The following is a 14540-nucleotide window of genomic DNA, read 5'->3' on the forward strand; positions in this document are numbered from 1 at the left end:
ATGCTTTCATTAGGTTTGATTACACAATGATATTTCATTATTATTGATTGTACCTCATTACAGCGGGAACCGCTGTAATACCAATTTAATATGAAGTTTCACATATCTCGATCCCCCCTCGCATCCCCCTGATTGTTGGGGAGTAGGGGTTGACTTTGAGAAGAATCTTGTCCCCGCCTTAGTAGGGGCGGTGCCCCCGTGCCCGCCCGCTCGCTAGGGGGGGATCGGATTCTATGCAACCTCATAAAAAATTGGTATAACATGATTATTCATTTTCAATCCTCACCTGCCAAGTCTCCAAAGTAGTACCTATTATTTGATCGAGATTTGTCAAAGCATTAAAATAGGCAATTCTCGCATTAAGTTCTGCATTTCTAGCCTCTATTAAATCCTTCTGAAAAGTCACAATATCGATACTCCGAGAACTTCCCACTCCCAATCTTCTTTTGTCTTGCTCTATTTCTAATTGCTTTTGCGCTAACTCCCTTGACCTTTGAGCTAGTTCTACTTGCTTAAGATTCAAATTTATATCTCGAATTGCATTTCTGACCCCAACTTCCAGCTTTTGATTGGACTCCTTTAAAATATTCTCAGCTTGTAATAGCTTAATACGACTATTCTGAAAATCTCGCTCAATTCCTCTATTTCCAAATTCGCGAGTCAAAACCAGTCCCGCTCTCAAATCCGAGCTGCTGTCTGAAAGATTAGTAGCATTATTATTATAACTTGCATTTACATCCAATTTCCATTTTCGATTATTTTCCGCTATGAGCAAGTTGTATTTAGCGATTTCCCGATCGAGCTGTACTTGTAAATAATCAGGACTATTTGACAGAGCTAATGGTAGAATCTTATAGAAATCCAGAGGGTTAGTCTGTACAGCAGCAGCTTCTCTTGCTATTATATTAAGATTGCGATCGAGGTCTAGAACTTGCAGCAGTGCTAATCTTGCCTTCTTCAGTTGCTCCTCACTAGCTAATACGGTCACTTCCCGATCTGCAACAGCTTTTTCACTTGTAAAAATCTCAACTTTTGCTAGCCTTCCTGCCTCAATCAAAACCTGATTAGTCTCCAATTCTTGACGAGCAATTTCCAGAGAAGTTTGTGAAATTTTAACTTGTTCCTGAGCCTTAATCAACTCTCGATAGGTTAAAATTACTTCAGTAATTGTCTCAATTAGCCTCGATTTCAAACTCAGAATATTTCTTTTTTCACTCAGGCGAGCAATCTCAATAGGTGCTCTATTGACAGCAAACCCAGCTCCCCTTAACAGAGGTTGGGTAAAATTTAACGTTAGATTTGGACTTAAAGAACCTTCACTATTAATGCCAAAACCATTCGCATCTTGTCCTTGTTTACTACTCCAAACAAAACTTATATTCCCTCCTGTGGGAATTTTGACACTCACCTGGGCCGATAAATCGACTTCGCCAGTAGTGGCGACTCTTCCCCCATTCCTCCAACGAATTGATGACACGGATAGTCTCGGTGTAAAACTAGGGACAAATAAGCCTTCTGCTACGGCTAAATCTTGTTTTTGGACGATGCGTTCGAGGTATTGATTTTTGATATCTCTGTTGTTTTCTAAGCCTAAAAATACAACTTCTGGGAGTGTCAGTTCAACCCCTAATTCATCCGCTATAGATTGCTGTTGAATAGTTGGATTTTTGGTATTTTCAGGTATTGATTCTGCTGTTATTTCTGGATTTGGTGGAACTTCAGAAATTACTATTGATTCTGGTGGAACAGGTTTCTTTTGAGTAGATTTTGTTAATAATTCGGAATTGGGGATTGGGGATTGGGAATGGGAAATTGGTGAGTGTTTGATTTTACTTGTGGGATTTTCGCCGGGGAATTGAGGAATAACTATTCTCTGGTTGGTAGTTGGCGTTTCTCTCTGATTTTGGGGTTTAATGAGCGCCTGATTTTGCGGTAGATTTTGGATGTATTGGAGATGTTTTTTAGTGGTAAGTGGCAGAATTTTTGGCGCGATCGCAGATTTAGAGCTAACATCAGTTTTGACTGTTGAACTAGACTTAAAAGCAACATCAAATATCGCCAATAGCCCACAGGTTGCAACCATAACTAGGCTAAAACGAAATATCCAAGGAATATCGTAGCGAGCAGGGGAATCGCTATTTGGGAGATAATCTTCATGCGGTTGCTCAGTCATGCTAACTCCAGTTATTCCTGCAAGTAATTTTATTTATGGCGATTTCCTACGGCATGACTACCCTTGACGCAGCGCTTTAACAGGATCGAGTTGACTAGCTCGCAGAGCCGGGAGAAATCCAGCTCCCACTCCCACAGCTAATGCCGATCCTAAAGCCAAAGCTGCTGTGTTGCTGTCAAATTTATAAGGCAACTTAAAAACATCCGCTACCACCACCGTTAACCCGTGTACCGTCACAATAGCAGCAATTCCCCCCGCTAAACTCAGAATTACTGCTTCTAGAATAAACTGCAACATTATATCTCTCTGAGTAGCCCCGATCGCACGTCTCAAACCAATTTCTGCGGTACGTTCCATCACCGCCGCGATCGTAATATTAGCAATACCAACCCCTCCCACCAATAGCGAAATTACCCCCACTGCCAATAGTCCCTGTGAAGCGAGTTCCAGAATTTCCTGCTGCTCCAAAATTTTCTTAACATTGTTCCGAGTATGAATCTCTGCCTTGGGAAAGCGCTGCTTCAAAACCTTTTTTCCCTGCTTTTCCATCCCTTTAATATCTTTGAGATTGTAAGGACGCACGGAAATTCCCCCAATTGTCTGGCTACCTGTCATCGCTTTGTAAACCGACATCGACACCCACATTTCAGCTTCGGGTTTGTCAAAAAAGCCTTCCTTGCTCTCCATTACGCCAACAACAATGTAAGGTCTACCGTTAGCATAAATGCGCTGATCTACAGGTTTTATGCCACCTTTAAAAAGTTGTGTCGCCAGCATTTCATCAATTACCACTACAGGTCGATAATTAGTAAAATCATTAGGGGAAAAAAAACGCCCCGCTATTAATCGCCGCCCCGATGTCAATAAATGATCTTCAGAAACAGCGAAGATATTAGTTTCCGCTTCTTCAGCCTGAAACATAACTTTTTCGTGATAACGAAACAAATTTGCTCCGCTAATCGCCTGAATTCCTTTCAGCCGATTCCGTAAAAATTCCATATCTTCTAACTTGAAACCTAAGTCATCCCACATAAAGATTTTAACTTGAGGCGCTTCTTGCTTGGCTAGTTGTTCAGCAATCACGGCGCGGCTAATGTTGCCAACTTGCAGCGTTGCGCTGACCGCAGCTACACCCATAAAAACTCCAACTGTAGTTAGGGCAGAGCGCAAAAGATTGCCACTTAGGGAAATGCAAGTAAGGCGGAGGAGGTCTAAAGGAGAAAGGCTCATAAGTAATTAAAAATCACAACTCAACATTTCTTACATTAATAAAATTAGCTAATTTGATCCTATTCTTTATTCTTTAATCTTTATTCCTGATCGGCACCGTCTGTTTTTTCTTTCTTTTTAGTTATTTTTTCTTCCTGAATAGGAGTTCCTGGCTTTAAGGAAGGTTCAGAAGGGGGTATCACAACACTGTCACCAGGCAGCAAACCAGAAGTTATTTCTACCTGTGTCAATCCTTCTAAACCTAATGTAACTGACCGTTTCTGGGCTTTGCCTTGACTGTCCCGAATCCAAACAAAAGGCTTAGACTCCGATCGCACAATTACCTCTGTATTTAAAACTACTACCTTCTGGCGCTGCTGCAAAATTATCTCCACATTCACTTGACTCCCTGGAATCAAAGTCCGGGTTGGAGCATCGAGTCTTACCGTTGCAGGAACCGTTGGTTGACTGCCTTGATTAGAGTCGTCATTTCCTTTACTATTACCACTTTGAGCAAGAATATATAAGCTATCTACTTTTCCTGAAAACTGCTTAGGATTGGGGCCAATAATGCTGATACGAACGGACTGATTGGGTCTAACTTTAGCAGCATTGAGGGTAGAAAGCTGTAGTTTTACCAGTTCTTGTGAAGGGTCACCTAATGTCAAAAGCTCTGTTCCCTGCGGCACTCCGTCGCCATTTTTAACTTGAATATTAAGTACCTTGCCATCAATAGATGCAGTCACCATATTGTTTTTTAGTTCCTGTTCTTTTTCTCGGTACTCAAGCAGAGAGCTTTGGAGAACGGGGCTATGTGTAGCAACATCTAACTGAGCTTGTCGCACTCCTGACTCAGCAGCGATCACTTTTTCCTGAAGTTCTTGCTCTTTATCTTGTCGCTGAATTTGCCGACTTTTGAGGTCGAGCAAATCGGTGTTGATTTGAGACTGTTCCTCTCGTAAACTGACTTTAGCCTTGCGAACTTCGTCTTCTTGGGAGCGCACGTTATCTGCCGGAATATAACCTCTTTCAAATAATGCTTTTTGCTCGGTAAGTTTCCGCTCAGCAGCAGCCAAAACCACCTCAGCGTCAACAACTTTTTGGCGATTATTTGCTAAGGCAATTTCCTGTTTTTTAATTTCTAATAAATCGTTATTTGGCCCGGATTTATAATTTTGAAGTCTCCCTTGGGCGATACTGAGCGTTTCCTGGGCTGCGACAAGTTTTTGGCGTAAGCTTTCTAGAGTGAGTTTTTCTTTTTGAATCACCAACTCTTGCTGGCTGAGAATTGTTTGTTTTTCGGGGTTACGAAGAGTGATTAAGTTCTGACCAGATGTGATATTTTGCCCGATTTTTACTAACACTTCATCAACAGTAGCATTAACGGGAGATTTAAGAGTTTGTTGACCAGCCAATTCAATAGTGCCGCTTTCATTAAGCGTATCTTCAATATCGCCAAGTTTGACGGGTATCAAGCCCACTCCTATGGGTTCGGGAGGTCGATTTTGATATAAGCCGTAGGCAAATAAGCCGCCGCCGATGCCTAGAGTGAGAAAACTCGACCACAGTAGCCATTTGACTCCTGTTTTGAAACTATTTTTTTCTTTATATTTCACTTTCAACTCCCCCCTACAAACTGTAAATAACTGTTAAGCGTGCGCGATCGCCCTTTAACCGTTTTGGTTACTGTTTGGATAAAAAAATGGCAACTTTGGGGCTGACATATTCTAGCATCTGTTGAGGTACTACTTTCTCTCTTCCCTTCTAAGGTTGCTATTTCTTCTGAATCTGTATTGCGTTCTAAGTCTGACAACCTGGCACTATTGCGATAAAAAATGCGGGAATATAGCCTTTCTCAGTAGCATGAGGTGCTCTTGGGGATGGGGCATCGGGTCTAAAAGCATGGGTCATCGAACTAGCCCGTGTATTTCACTTTCTTGAGAACCGCTATACATCGCAAATAGATCCATTTTGGGATGGTTAATCGATCGCAAAAACCAGAAAGTTGAGATATACAGACAAAATCAGGATGTGGAAATATTAGATAATCCCAGTACTTTATCCGGGGAAGATGTATTACCGGGATTTGTCTTAGATTTAACAGATGTTTGGCAGTAATACTAAATGCAGGTTTGATAACCCATTTATCTCTTAGTCTGCGGAGGTAGACTTCGTTTTTGTAGTTGCGGTTTCAACCGCCGAGTGATACAGGGGGTAGCAAACTCGTATTTGGTAGTGACACCGAAAGATTCACCAACAGCAATATAATAAATTAGAGCAGTACGTCAATCCCAAATCTCAAATCCCATGGCCCTAACGCTTTACAACAGCTTAACCCGTCGCGAATCACCTTTTGATCCCCTCGAACCCCCAAAGGTGCGGATGTATTGCTGTGGCGTTACGGTGTACGACTACTGCCACGTCGGCCACGCGCGCGCTTACATTGTTTGGGACATGGTGCGGCGTTATCTGATGTGGCGGGGATACGATGTCCGCTACGTGCAGAATTTTACAGATATTGACGACAAAATTCTCAACCGCGCCCGCGAAACCAATTCCACAATGGAAGCCGTGGCGGAACGCTTCATCGAGGAATATTTTGCAGATATGGACAAGCTAAATATTCTCAGGGCCGATGAATATCCCCGCGCTACCCATACAATCGACGGCATTAAACGGCTGATTCACGAATTAGAAAATAAAGGTTATGCCTATGCTTCCGGCGGCGACGTTTACTACAACGTGAGGCAATTTGCCGATTACGGAAAACTTTCCGGCCGTAAGTTGGAAGAAATGCAGGCCGGGGCTAGTGGTAGATTGGAAACCGCAGAAATAGAAGCTCAAAAAAAGCAAGATTCCTCTGATTTTGCCCTATGGAAAAGTGCTAAGCCCGGAGAACCTGCTTGGGATTCATCTTGGGGAAAAGGTCGCCCCGGATGGCACATCGAATGTTCGGCGATGGTGCGCGATTGTTTGGGCGAAACAATTGACATTCACTGCGGCGGTTCCGATTTAACTTTTCCGCACCACGAAAACGAAATTGCTCAATCTGAAGCGGCGACTGGCAAGTCACTTGCTAATTATTGGATGCACAATGCTTTTGTGACTGTCAACGGCAAAAAGATGTCGAAATCTTTGCACAATTTTATTACAATTCGCGATTTGTTGGAGGGGAATTGGTCGGGCGATTTGGAATCTAACCCCCCCACAGCCCAGGGCGGGCACGGGGGCACCGCCCCTACGCACGGGGGGAGTAAGAATGAAGGAAGCGAGAAGTCAAAAGCGGTGGAACCGATGGCGGTGAGGCTGTTTGTGTTGATGGCGCAGTATCGCAGTCAAATAGATTTTACCGAAGAGGCGATCGCTAGCGCTAAAAATGGCTGGCACACTCTTAAGGAAGGCTTACTTTTTGGAATTCAACACCGCTCTAAACTGGGTTGGGATGTTGAGAAAATTGATAAATTGACTGGAGAAGATAACACATTAGTCCAGCAATTTCAAGCAGCTATGGACAATGATTTCAATACTCCCGGCGCTTTGACTGTTTTGTTTGAATTGGCTAAGGAATTGGGCAAGGAAGGCAATGTTTTAGTGCATCAGGGAAAAACAGAAACTTCGCCGGATTTGTTGCAGCAAAAATGGGTAACTTTGGTGAATTTGGCGGGGGTTTTAGGTTTAGAAGTTCAGCCGGAAAGTGATAGGAATGATGCTGTTGACGGTTTGAGTGATGGGGAGATTGAAGCGATGATTCAGCAGCGGAAAGATGCCCGAAAGGCGAGGGATTTTGCTGAGGGCGATCGCATTCGCAACGAACTTAAGGATAATGGGATTACTTTGATAGATCAAAAGGATGGTACAACCATCTGGCACAGGAGTTGAAACTAAATTCATAGTCTGCGGAGGCAGACTTTGTTTGACAAGAAGCGGTTGCAACCGCCGAATTCTAAACACGATCTAATGTCTTCCTCCGTCAACTCAGGAAAATCGTTTAGAATCTCTGTATGAGACATTCCCGCAGCCAGCCAACCCAACAAATCATACACGGTAATTCGCATTCGGCTGATGCAAGGCTTTCCACCGCGTTTACCTGGTTCGATGGTAATGATTTTGCGCTCGCTCATGACAAGACCTAGTTTAGTGCATTTTTCTTGAAGTTTAGCCTAGTCTTGGAATAAGCGATACAATTTACTAAACTTCGCAAGTTGTTCAACCTTAGAGGTAATAGCCTAGTTCTATGAATACCCTCGACCAAGTGCTAGAAACTGCTTTGCAACTGTCCTACGAACAGCAGGAAATGCTGATAAAAATCCTGCAAAACCGTCACCGCGAGAGTATCCGCGCCGAAATAGCTGCGGATGCTCAACAAACCTTAGCTGATTTCCGTAAAGGCAAATTCCGACAGCAGTCAGCCGAGGATGTTATTTCAACATTACGCCAGTCTTTGGACGAGTCCGAAACATGAGACCACTGGTTCTGACCCCCAAATTCAAACGAGCATTCCGCAAGTTTGTGAAACGAAATCCTGACCTCCAGCAACGTATTGAAGACTCTCTTCAACAAATGGAAGCAGATGTATTTTTTCCCAACCTAGGTACTCATAAACTAGGTGGCAAACTTGATGGTCTTCAGTCCTGCTCTTGCGGCTATAATTGTCGGATTGTGTTCTCGATTGAAGAGGATACGGAAACAAATAGTGAAGTCATTGTTTTACTCGACATCGGGACACATGATGAGGTATATTAACTGTGCCAGTTATTATTAAATAACAACTCCACAACTAGATTTAATTTTTCTTTAACTTATCCACAAACTCCGCAACAGCCGCGACAAATTCTGCTGTTGATTCGTAGGGCAAAACATTGCGCCCCGGCATTAATAAACCTTCAGCATTGGGAAAAGTTGTTAAATATTGCGCTAATCTTTCATCCGGTTTCTCTTCCTTACCCGCTTGACTGATGCTTGAGGCTTTTTCTCCCATCACAATGAGTGCGGGGCGATCGAACTTTTGAATCGTACCGCTATAATCCTGGCGCCAAAACCCCGCTAAAAACGAGAAAACCGCGTGTCTGCTATCAGGATTTGCCGCCCCAGCCTGCAAAACATCCAACCATTCGCTGTCAACTTTTGCCGCATCGCCAAACAGTTGTTTCACTGAAAAAGAACGCAAAAACTCAGCGCGTCTGGCGTAGCGGTAAAAAGCGTTTCCCAAGGGAGAATTTAACAAATTCCAGACAATCCGTTGCTGTCTTTCGGTCGAATGTTTGTTCATTACCGCCCAAGCTGGAGGTCCCGCGAGGACTAAGCCACGAATTAAATTTGAGCCACTTTCCTGCTGCATTTTTGCTAAAGCCAAGCCTACAGACAGTAAAGCACCTTGCACGAGTACGATCGCAGGTTTTTTGACTACAGTTTCCAAGAAATACTGCAACTGTGCGGCCCAATCGTCTGGATAGCAAGCCACAGCGGGCATTTCGCAATCGCCACAGCCCAAAAGGTCGGGATTATAAATCGGATTAGTGTTCCCTGCTTTGTACCAACTCTCACAAAATCTATGCCAAAAGATTCTTGACAAACCAACTCCTATCGGATGAATTAATAACAAAGGGATGCTATCTTCTGCCGCAGTAGTTGGGTTATAAACTTCATAAGCACAGCGATAATTTTGCCATTCGTAAAACAGCGTTGGTGACTTTATAGACGAAATAGTGGAGAAATCTTGGGTTGAATATGGGGGTTGCATATTATTTTTTTTTTGAACCGATGTTACTTTTTATTATAATATGAGTAGGTGCGGGTTTTACCCGACATATATTTGGTAAATGAGAATATAAATAAACCCGCCCTGCGGGATGACATAAGCGCCAATACAAACCTTGATTACTTAATTATGTCAGAACAGCGGATAACTATTTCTTTACCTAACTTGCTGCTAATTGTAGCATCGTCCTTGCTGCTAGTGCTGCTGTGGCAATTGCGGAGCCTGCTAGTAATTCTGATGATATCAGTTGTGCTGGCTGCTTCGATCGTCCCGATCGTTAATTGGGCCCAAACGATGCGGGTTCCCCGCTGGCTGGCGGTGATTATGGTTTATTTAACTCTCATCGGCGGATTTAGCGGGACGGTAGTGTTAATCGGGCCCACGGTCATCGAACAAATAGAGTTACTGCTGCGGCAGTTACCACTGTATGTCGAAAGTTTGCGAACTGTGGCAACTAATTTATTGAGTCGCCTAACCGACGATGCCCCAACCTTGGTGGGTCAGTTGGTGGATACTCAATCGCTGACTAATTGGTTGATTCGATCGAGTCAACAACTGGTTTTGCGATCGTACAGTTTAACGAGAGGCATTCTAGGCGGGGTCTTCAGCTTAGTTTTAGCATTATTTATTTCAGGTTACATGGTAGCCGACAGCGACACATTAATCAAAAGTTTGGTGCAATTTTTCCCTAAACCTTGGGACACAAGATTAGCTGCACAAGCCGCACCAATCGGTCAAAGAATGGGGAGTTATATTCGCGGGCGAGTGTTAGTTTCGGGCATTTTAGGGATATTTATTACCACAGGTTTGAGCATTTTGGGAATGCCGGAATTTGCTTTAGGCTTGGGTGCGATCGCAGGTGTTACCAACTTGATTCCCTTCATCGGCCCCGTGTTAGGAGCAGTACCAGCATTAATCGTAGCATTAGCGAAAGGTGGCTGGGTACTTGTGTGGGTATTACTGTTATTTGTAATCATCCAGAATTTAGAAACTTACGTCCTCGATCCTTTGCTAGTTGGTTCATCGGTTGGTGTGCATCCTTTATACCAATTGCTGTCTGTATTGGGAGGAGTTCAAGTATTAGGAATTATTGGAGCTGTAATTGTGCCACCTTGGTTTGCGGGAGTGGCAGCTTTGATTGAAAACTTGTATTTAAAACCCAAACTTAGGAGCGAACATCGAGAGGCAATAGATCAGGCTAAAAATAATTCTGATTTGCCACCTCTTACACCTTCAGCGTGACAGCAGCTTACGCCTTGAGAATTCCACACAGTAGACTCCAATTGCCAGCATTCGCTCACCTCTGTGGAAATTATCTGCGTTTATCCGTGTTTATCTACCTTACATCTGCGGTTGACTATCAATCAAAGATTCATGCAATAAATCTAGTATCCACAAGTCCGCTGACTAAGGATTAATTGCCACTTCAATGCGACGGTTGCGCTGCCGATTAGTATCGGAACTATTATCCACCGAAGGGCGACTTTCCCCGTAGCCGATCGCCACCCAATGATACTTCTGACCGAGCACACCAGACAAATACTGCACCACAGCCTGAGCCCGCGCAAACGACACATTGCGATTGTCCGCCGCTTCCCCCGCGTCGTCAGTGTGGCCCGCAACGCGCACAGTTGCCCCCTCGTGATTGCCCAACTCCGCCACCAAATTGTCCAAAATCGCATTAGTTCCCGCGCGCAAAGAAATGCTGCCAGTATCAAACAAAACATCGCTGGGTAGAGTCACCATCAGCCCATCCCCCCCAAACACCGGATTATTGGCATTCTGTGGCGCAGTATTCACCGTTTCAGGGTTCAGACTCGGGCTGCTGCCGATCGCAGGTAAAGCAGGCGCAACACTTGCCGCCGTTTCCGGCGCCGCCAATTCCCGCGACATCAACTGCAAACGCTTTTCCAAAGTTTCCGTCGGGCGGCTGCTGCCCAACTGACTCTCCAAAGCCGCCGTGCGACCAATCAGCGCGTTGAGTTCACCCTGCAACTGTCTCAAATCCGACTGCAATTTCTCTCTCTGGGCAGGACTAACTTTTGACTGGGGAGTCGGTGTAGCCGTTGGTGGCGGAAGCGCCGGAATTGGCGTTGCTGGGGTGCGTTTCGGGCTGGAGGTCAAATTTTGAGTTACACGCAGCAATCTCTCTGCCAGCGGCATTTCCGTCGCGCCTGACGGATAAATTTGAGCGATCGCCATCCCCAAAACCCACGCAAAACCGCTGCCCACCCCCAGCAGCAGCAGTCGAAAAATCAGCGACAGTACAAGCAAACCTTTTCCCCGCGACTGGGAGACGCGAGTGGGGGGGATTGAAGGTTTTTGGTTAAAAGATCGCGTCATATTTCATCCCTCTCAGTGTACATACCAGATTAATTTCGATACTATCTTACCTATCCGATTTGAAATTTGAGATTTAAGATTTGAGATTTATCCTCCAATCTTAAATCTAAAAAATCAACCCGGTTTCTATAAATCTGGGGTTTGGTGGCGAAGCATCGAGGCAAAAACCGGGTGTCTAATCCGTTGCCTGCAAGCCTGAATCTGTTGGATAATTCAGTAAAACTTTTGGAAAAAAAACCGATGACTGACCCTTTAAATAGCCCTTATCCCGTTCCTTGGGAATGGATTAGTGCCACTCATGCTAAAGTGAGCTCCACTGCCGGCACAGGCCTCCGCTACTATCGCAGTCCATCCCTAGTATCAACTAACGGCCAATACGCAGCTTACAGTCGAATTGAGTTGCAAGTACAGCCGGAATTCTCCCGGTGTCGGGTTAGCAGCGTCATGTTTGTGGAAAATCTCAAAACCGGGGAACTGCAAACAGTGGCGGCTGCTTCGCCACTGGCCGAAAGTGGGATGTATGCTAGCGATGATACAGATATGTCCGGGACGATCGCCATTTTAGTGCCTGTTTCTTGGAATCAAGACGGTTCCCGCATTCTCGCCCGCGAATTTGAAGCACTTTTCAACTCTTCCGATATGTCCGACTACGGTGTCATTTGGGACAAAAATGATAATTACACTTATACCGTTGCTCCCGCTCGCAGTCTTTACACTCATGCTGTATTGTTGGGTTGGAGTCAAGTTTGTCCCGGAAAAGTTCTGTTCCGCGCCGGCAATTTGGGCGATCGATCTTGGCCTCTTTGTGCCGTTGATATGACAGGGCAAACGGTAGCAGTCACCGAGGACAAACCCCTAGTTTTCGGCAGTCAAGCCAGCACAGACTGGATCGAACCTAAAACTCGTTTTTAGACATTATGGCGGCATTTCCTTGGATCGGGCCAACCATTTTTTTACTGTCAGGTCAGTCTTTCAACCAATTCATTTTGACCCTGGGGCTGATTATTTTAGCTGTTGTTTTTGGTTTAACAGCGTTTATTTTTATTCGCATTTTCCTCAATTGGTTGCAGGCAAAATTCGATAACCATCACCTCTTTAGGCGATCGTTCACAAAAAAATCTGGTTATTTAACCGCTAATATTTCACAACCTGAAAAAGTTTTTTTAGAACCCAGATTTGTAGAAAGCGACGGCAATTTAACTGCTACTATTTTTGGAGGCAAAAGCGATATTTCAATAGCTTTTGAGCCGGAGATAATCTGCGAGAATTCAGCATCAGTTGCCTATCTCTATAAGCCGATCGCCCTTTGGCACGGACGCTTAATTTTGCCCTCAAACGAACAGCGCCAGCCCTACGGAACAGTGTTTTTTGAAGTAATAAATGCCCCCAAAAAATATAAAAGTTTTATTGGCAAAACAGCTTTTTTGAAATGGAGTACAAATCGCGAAGTACAGTTTTTTGTCCATGCAGTCAGTCAAGATATAAACTTCACACAAGAAACTAAAAAAAGTCAAAAAGCTGGCAATATCCATCCAGAAAGATTGAACGGCTGGCGAAATGTAGGCCCTTTAGAAACTCTAGCAGGCAGCAGACTTGAAGACAGCGTGACTGTGATGCTACGCAGACCCGTGATTGCGGTTAATTATAGCAGCAGCGATCGCCAGGATCTCACGATCGATCGCGAACCAGTACAAATTATCGGACGTTTCTGCGCCTTAGTCTCAATTTTACAGCGAAAAGAACCCGACAGCGACAAATTTATTGTCCGGCATTTCAACAAAACATCTCGACAATTTGACGGCGCCGCTGAAATCATTCGGATTCCCCAAGTACAGCCAGACAAAAATGGCGTAGCGAGGTCTACCAATCACCTGATCGAAAAATCGCCATTAAATCCAGACGGTTGGTACATTTACGGCGAAAGAGACGAAGACAGTATATTTGTAGTGCAGGCAATCGAACCCCGCAAAATTGCCAAATTAACACCAGATGAAACACATTTCGGCCTCACAAAATCTCTCGCTTATTTAAACAACAAAAATTGGGAAAATACACCAGCCCAAAAAGGGCAAGTAAAAAGAGTATTGTTAACCCCGAATGATGCTACAGAAAACGCTTCAATCTCTCCTTGGCAAGAAGGAGATATCGGGATAGTTATTCACAGTTTCGGGGGTATCGGCGGCAAAAAAGGCGAACGGCCACCACTGGGAATTGTCACCGGACATTTTGCTTTCGGAGTAGCAAAAGTAGTGCGCGATCGCTTTACCAGCGAACTGCGTTTTGACATAGAATACAAACAAGTTTACGCCCACAATCCCGACGGAATTGTTGCCGGTTCCAGCAAATGGCAAAGTTATATGGGAGACTTGCATCGCGGCTGGTTGGGCGATCGCCCGGTTTGCGATATAATCTGTAAATTAGACTGCGTGTGTTGCGACTACGATTTTGACGGGATAACCTTGTCGCCTTTAACCGAATTAAACCAGCAACTAGATATCATGATGGCCCGCTACCGCAGCGGAGACGGCACCGGTGCAAGTTTAGTCACCCCAGCAACTTCTTGCGTCCAAGATTCAAGTCAGGCAATTTACGCGACAATTAAAAAAATCACTTCCGAAATAGAGTCAAATCCTCAGATTCAAGACTGGTTGAAAACACATCCTACGGACGCACAAACCCAAAGATTTCACCAGTTAGTAGCATTAGGAGAAAGTTTAGAAACAGTATTAATCCCCCTCGGTATTGTTCGTCCAGATTGGCGAAAAAATTCGAGATTAACGGGGATTGATTCTGAACTGAAAAAAACCTTTTTTGCTGGTATAGCAACCCTGATAAAAGCTGCTATTAGTTACCGAACAATGTTGCCGAGGCGCACCCAAGATGAAATCGCCAAAGTTTTATTAAAACAGGGAGCCTTTTTGTGGATAATTCGCACAAATCAAGTCGGAGGATTTGACCCAGATATTGAGCCGATCGCACCAACAGGCCTTTAAATCAGCAATCGGCTTGTAGATGATTCGGCGATTGATATCAAATCCCTTGGCATCGTCCTGTATT

Annotated in this window: 12 protein-coding genes and 1 pseudogene; 7 read left to right on the forward strand and 6 right to left on the reverse strand. The window is 44.4% G+C overall.

Annotation, left to right across the window (positions count from 1 at the left end):
• Window positions 1-265: 265 nt before the first annotated feature.
• The 3 genes from QUA10_RS06830 to QUA10_RS06840 all read right to left on the reverse strand — a co-directional run bounded on the left by QUA10_RS06830 (window position 266) and on the right by QUA10_RS06840 (window position 4998).
• Window positions 266-2173, reverse strand: coding sequence for a TolC family protein (locus QUA10_RS06830; RefSeq protein ID WP_333081923.1), 1908 nt, complete (start codon window positions 2171-2173; stop codon window positions 266-268).
• A gap of 57 nt (window positions 2174-2230) precedes the next feature.
• The gene (locus tag QUA10_RS06835) at window positions 2231-3403 is read right to left on the reverse strand and encodes an ABC transporter permease (protein ID WP_333081925.1); all 1173 of its coding nucleotides are present in this window, start codon (window positions 3401-3403) and stop codon (window positions 2231-2233) included.
• A gap of 80 nt (window positions 3404-3483) precedes the next feature.
• Window positions 3484-4998 carry an HlyD family efflux transporter periplasmic adaptor subunit gene (locus QUA10_RS06840; RefSeq protein WP_333081926.1) on the reverse strand — a complete coding sequence of 505 codons (1515 nt, stop codon included), beginning with the start codon at window positions 4996-4998 and terminating at the stop codon, window positions 3484-3486.
• A 334-nt stretch (window positions 4999-5332) separates the two neighbouring features.
• Here QUA10_RS06840 and QUA10_RS06845 point away from each other — a divergent pair.
• Window positions 5333-5500, forward strand: a pseudogene (locus QUA10_RS06845) (Uma2 family endonuclease); the annotation flags it as partial.
• Between the two features lie 189 nt (window positions 5501-5689).
• Entirely contained in the window at window positions 5690-7261 is a 1572-nt protein-coding gene (gene cysS / locus QUA10_RS06850; protein WP_333081927.1) for a cysteine--tRNA ligase, read from the forward strand.
• Between the two features lie 8 nt (window positions 7262-7269).
• On the opposite strand, the gene QUA10_RS06855 is transcribed toward cysS, so the two are convergent.
• Window positions 7270-7503, reverse strand: a complete 234-nt coding sequence (locus tag QUA10_RS06855; protein WP_333081928.1) for a DUF433 domain-containing protein — start codon at window positions 7501-7503, stop codon at window positions 7270-7272.
• Between the two features lie 113 nt (window positions 7504-7616).
• Here QUA10_RS06855 and QUA10_RS06860 point away from each other — a divergent pair, with 113 nt between their 5' ends.
• The gene (locus QUA10_RS06860; RefSeq protein ID WP_333081929.1) at window positions 7617-7844 is read left to right on the forward strand and encodes a hypothetical protein; all 228 of its coding nucleotides are present in this window, start codon (window positions 7617-7619) and stop codon (window positions 7842-7844) included.
• Window positions 7845-7891: 47 nt separating this feature from the next.
• A complete protein-coding gene (locus tag QUA10_RS06865) occupies window positions 7892-8125 on the forward strand; it encodes a type II toxin-antitoxin system mRNA interferase toxin, RelE/StbE family (protein WP_242729068.1) in 234 nt (77 codons plus the stop codon).
• A gap of 40 nt (window positions 8126-8165) precedes the next feature.
• Here QUA10_RS06865 and QUA10_RS06870 read toward each other — a convergent pair whose 3' ends face one another.
• Window positions 8166-9122: an alpha/beta fold hydrolase gene (locus tag QUA10_RS06870; protein WP_333081931.1), complete on the reverse strand. Its 957-nt coding sequence runs from the start codon at window positions 9120-9122 to the stop codon at window positions 8166-8168.
• A gap of 147 nt (window positions 9123-9269) precedes the next feature.
• Here QUA10_RS06870 and QUA10_RS06875 point away from each other — a divergent pair, with 147 nt between their 5' ends.
• A complete protein-coding gene (locus QUA10_RS06875; RefSeq protein WP_333081932.1) occupies window positions 9270-10382 on the forward strand; it encodes an AI-2E family transporter in 1113 nt (370 codons plus the stop codon).
• Window positions 10383-10547: 165 nt separating this feature from the next.
• Here the strand turns inward: QUA10_RS06875 and QUA10_RS06880 are convergent, their stop codons facing one another.
• Window positions 10548-11483, reverse strand: coding sequence for an OmpA family protein (locus QUA10_RS06880; RefSeq protein WP_333081933.1), 936 nt, complete (start codon window positions 11481-11483; stop codon window positions 10548-10550).
• Between the two features lie 240 nt (window positions 11484-11723).
• Between QUA10_RS06880 and QUA10_RS06885 the strand changes: the two genes are divergently transcribed.
• Complete coding sequence (locus QUA10_RS06885; RefSeq protein ID WP_333056017.1) at window positions 11724-12395, forward strand: hypothetical protein; 672 nt, start codon at window positions 11724-11726, stop codon at window positions 12393-12395.
• Between the two features lie 5 nt (window positions 12396-12400).
• Window positions 12401-14476 (forward strand): abortive infection protein, encoded by a 2076-nt coding sequence (locus tag QUA10_RS06890; protein ID WP_333081934.1) that lies wholly within the window; start codon window positions 12401-12403, stop codon window positions 14474-14476.
• Window positions 14477-14540 lie beyond the last annotated feature (64 nt).

It is taken from the genome of Microcoleus sp. Pol8_D6 (assembly GCF_036700965.1).
Classification (GTDB): Bacteria; Cyanobacteriota; Cyanobacteriia; order Cyanobacteriales; family Microcoleaceae; genus Microcoleus.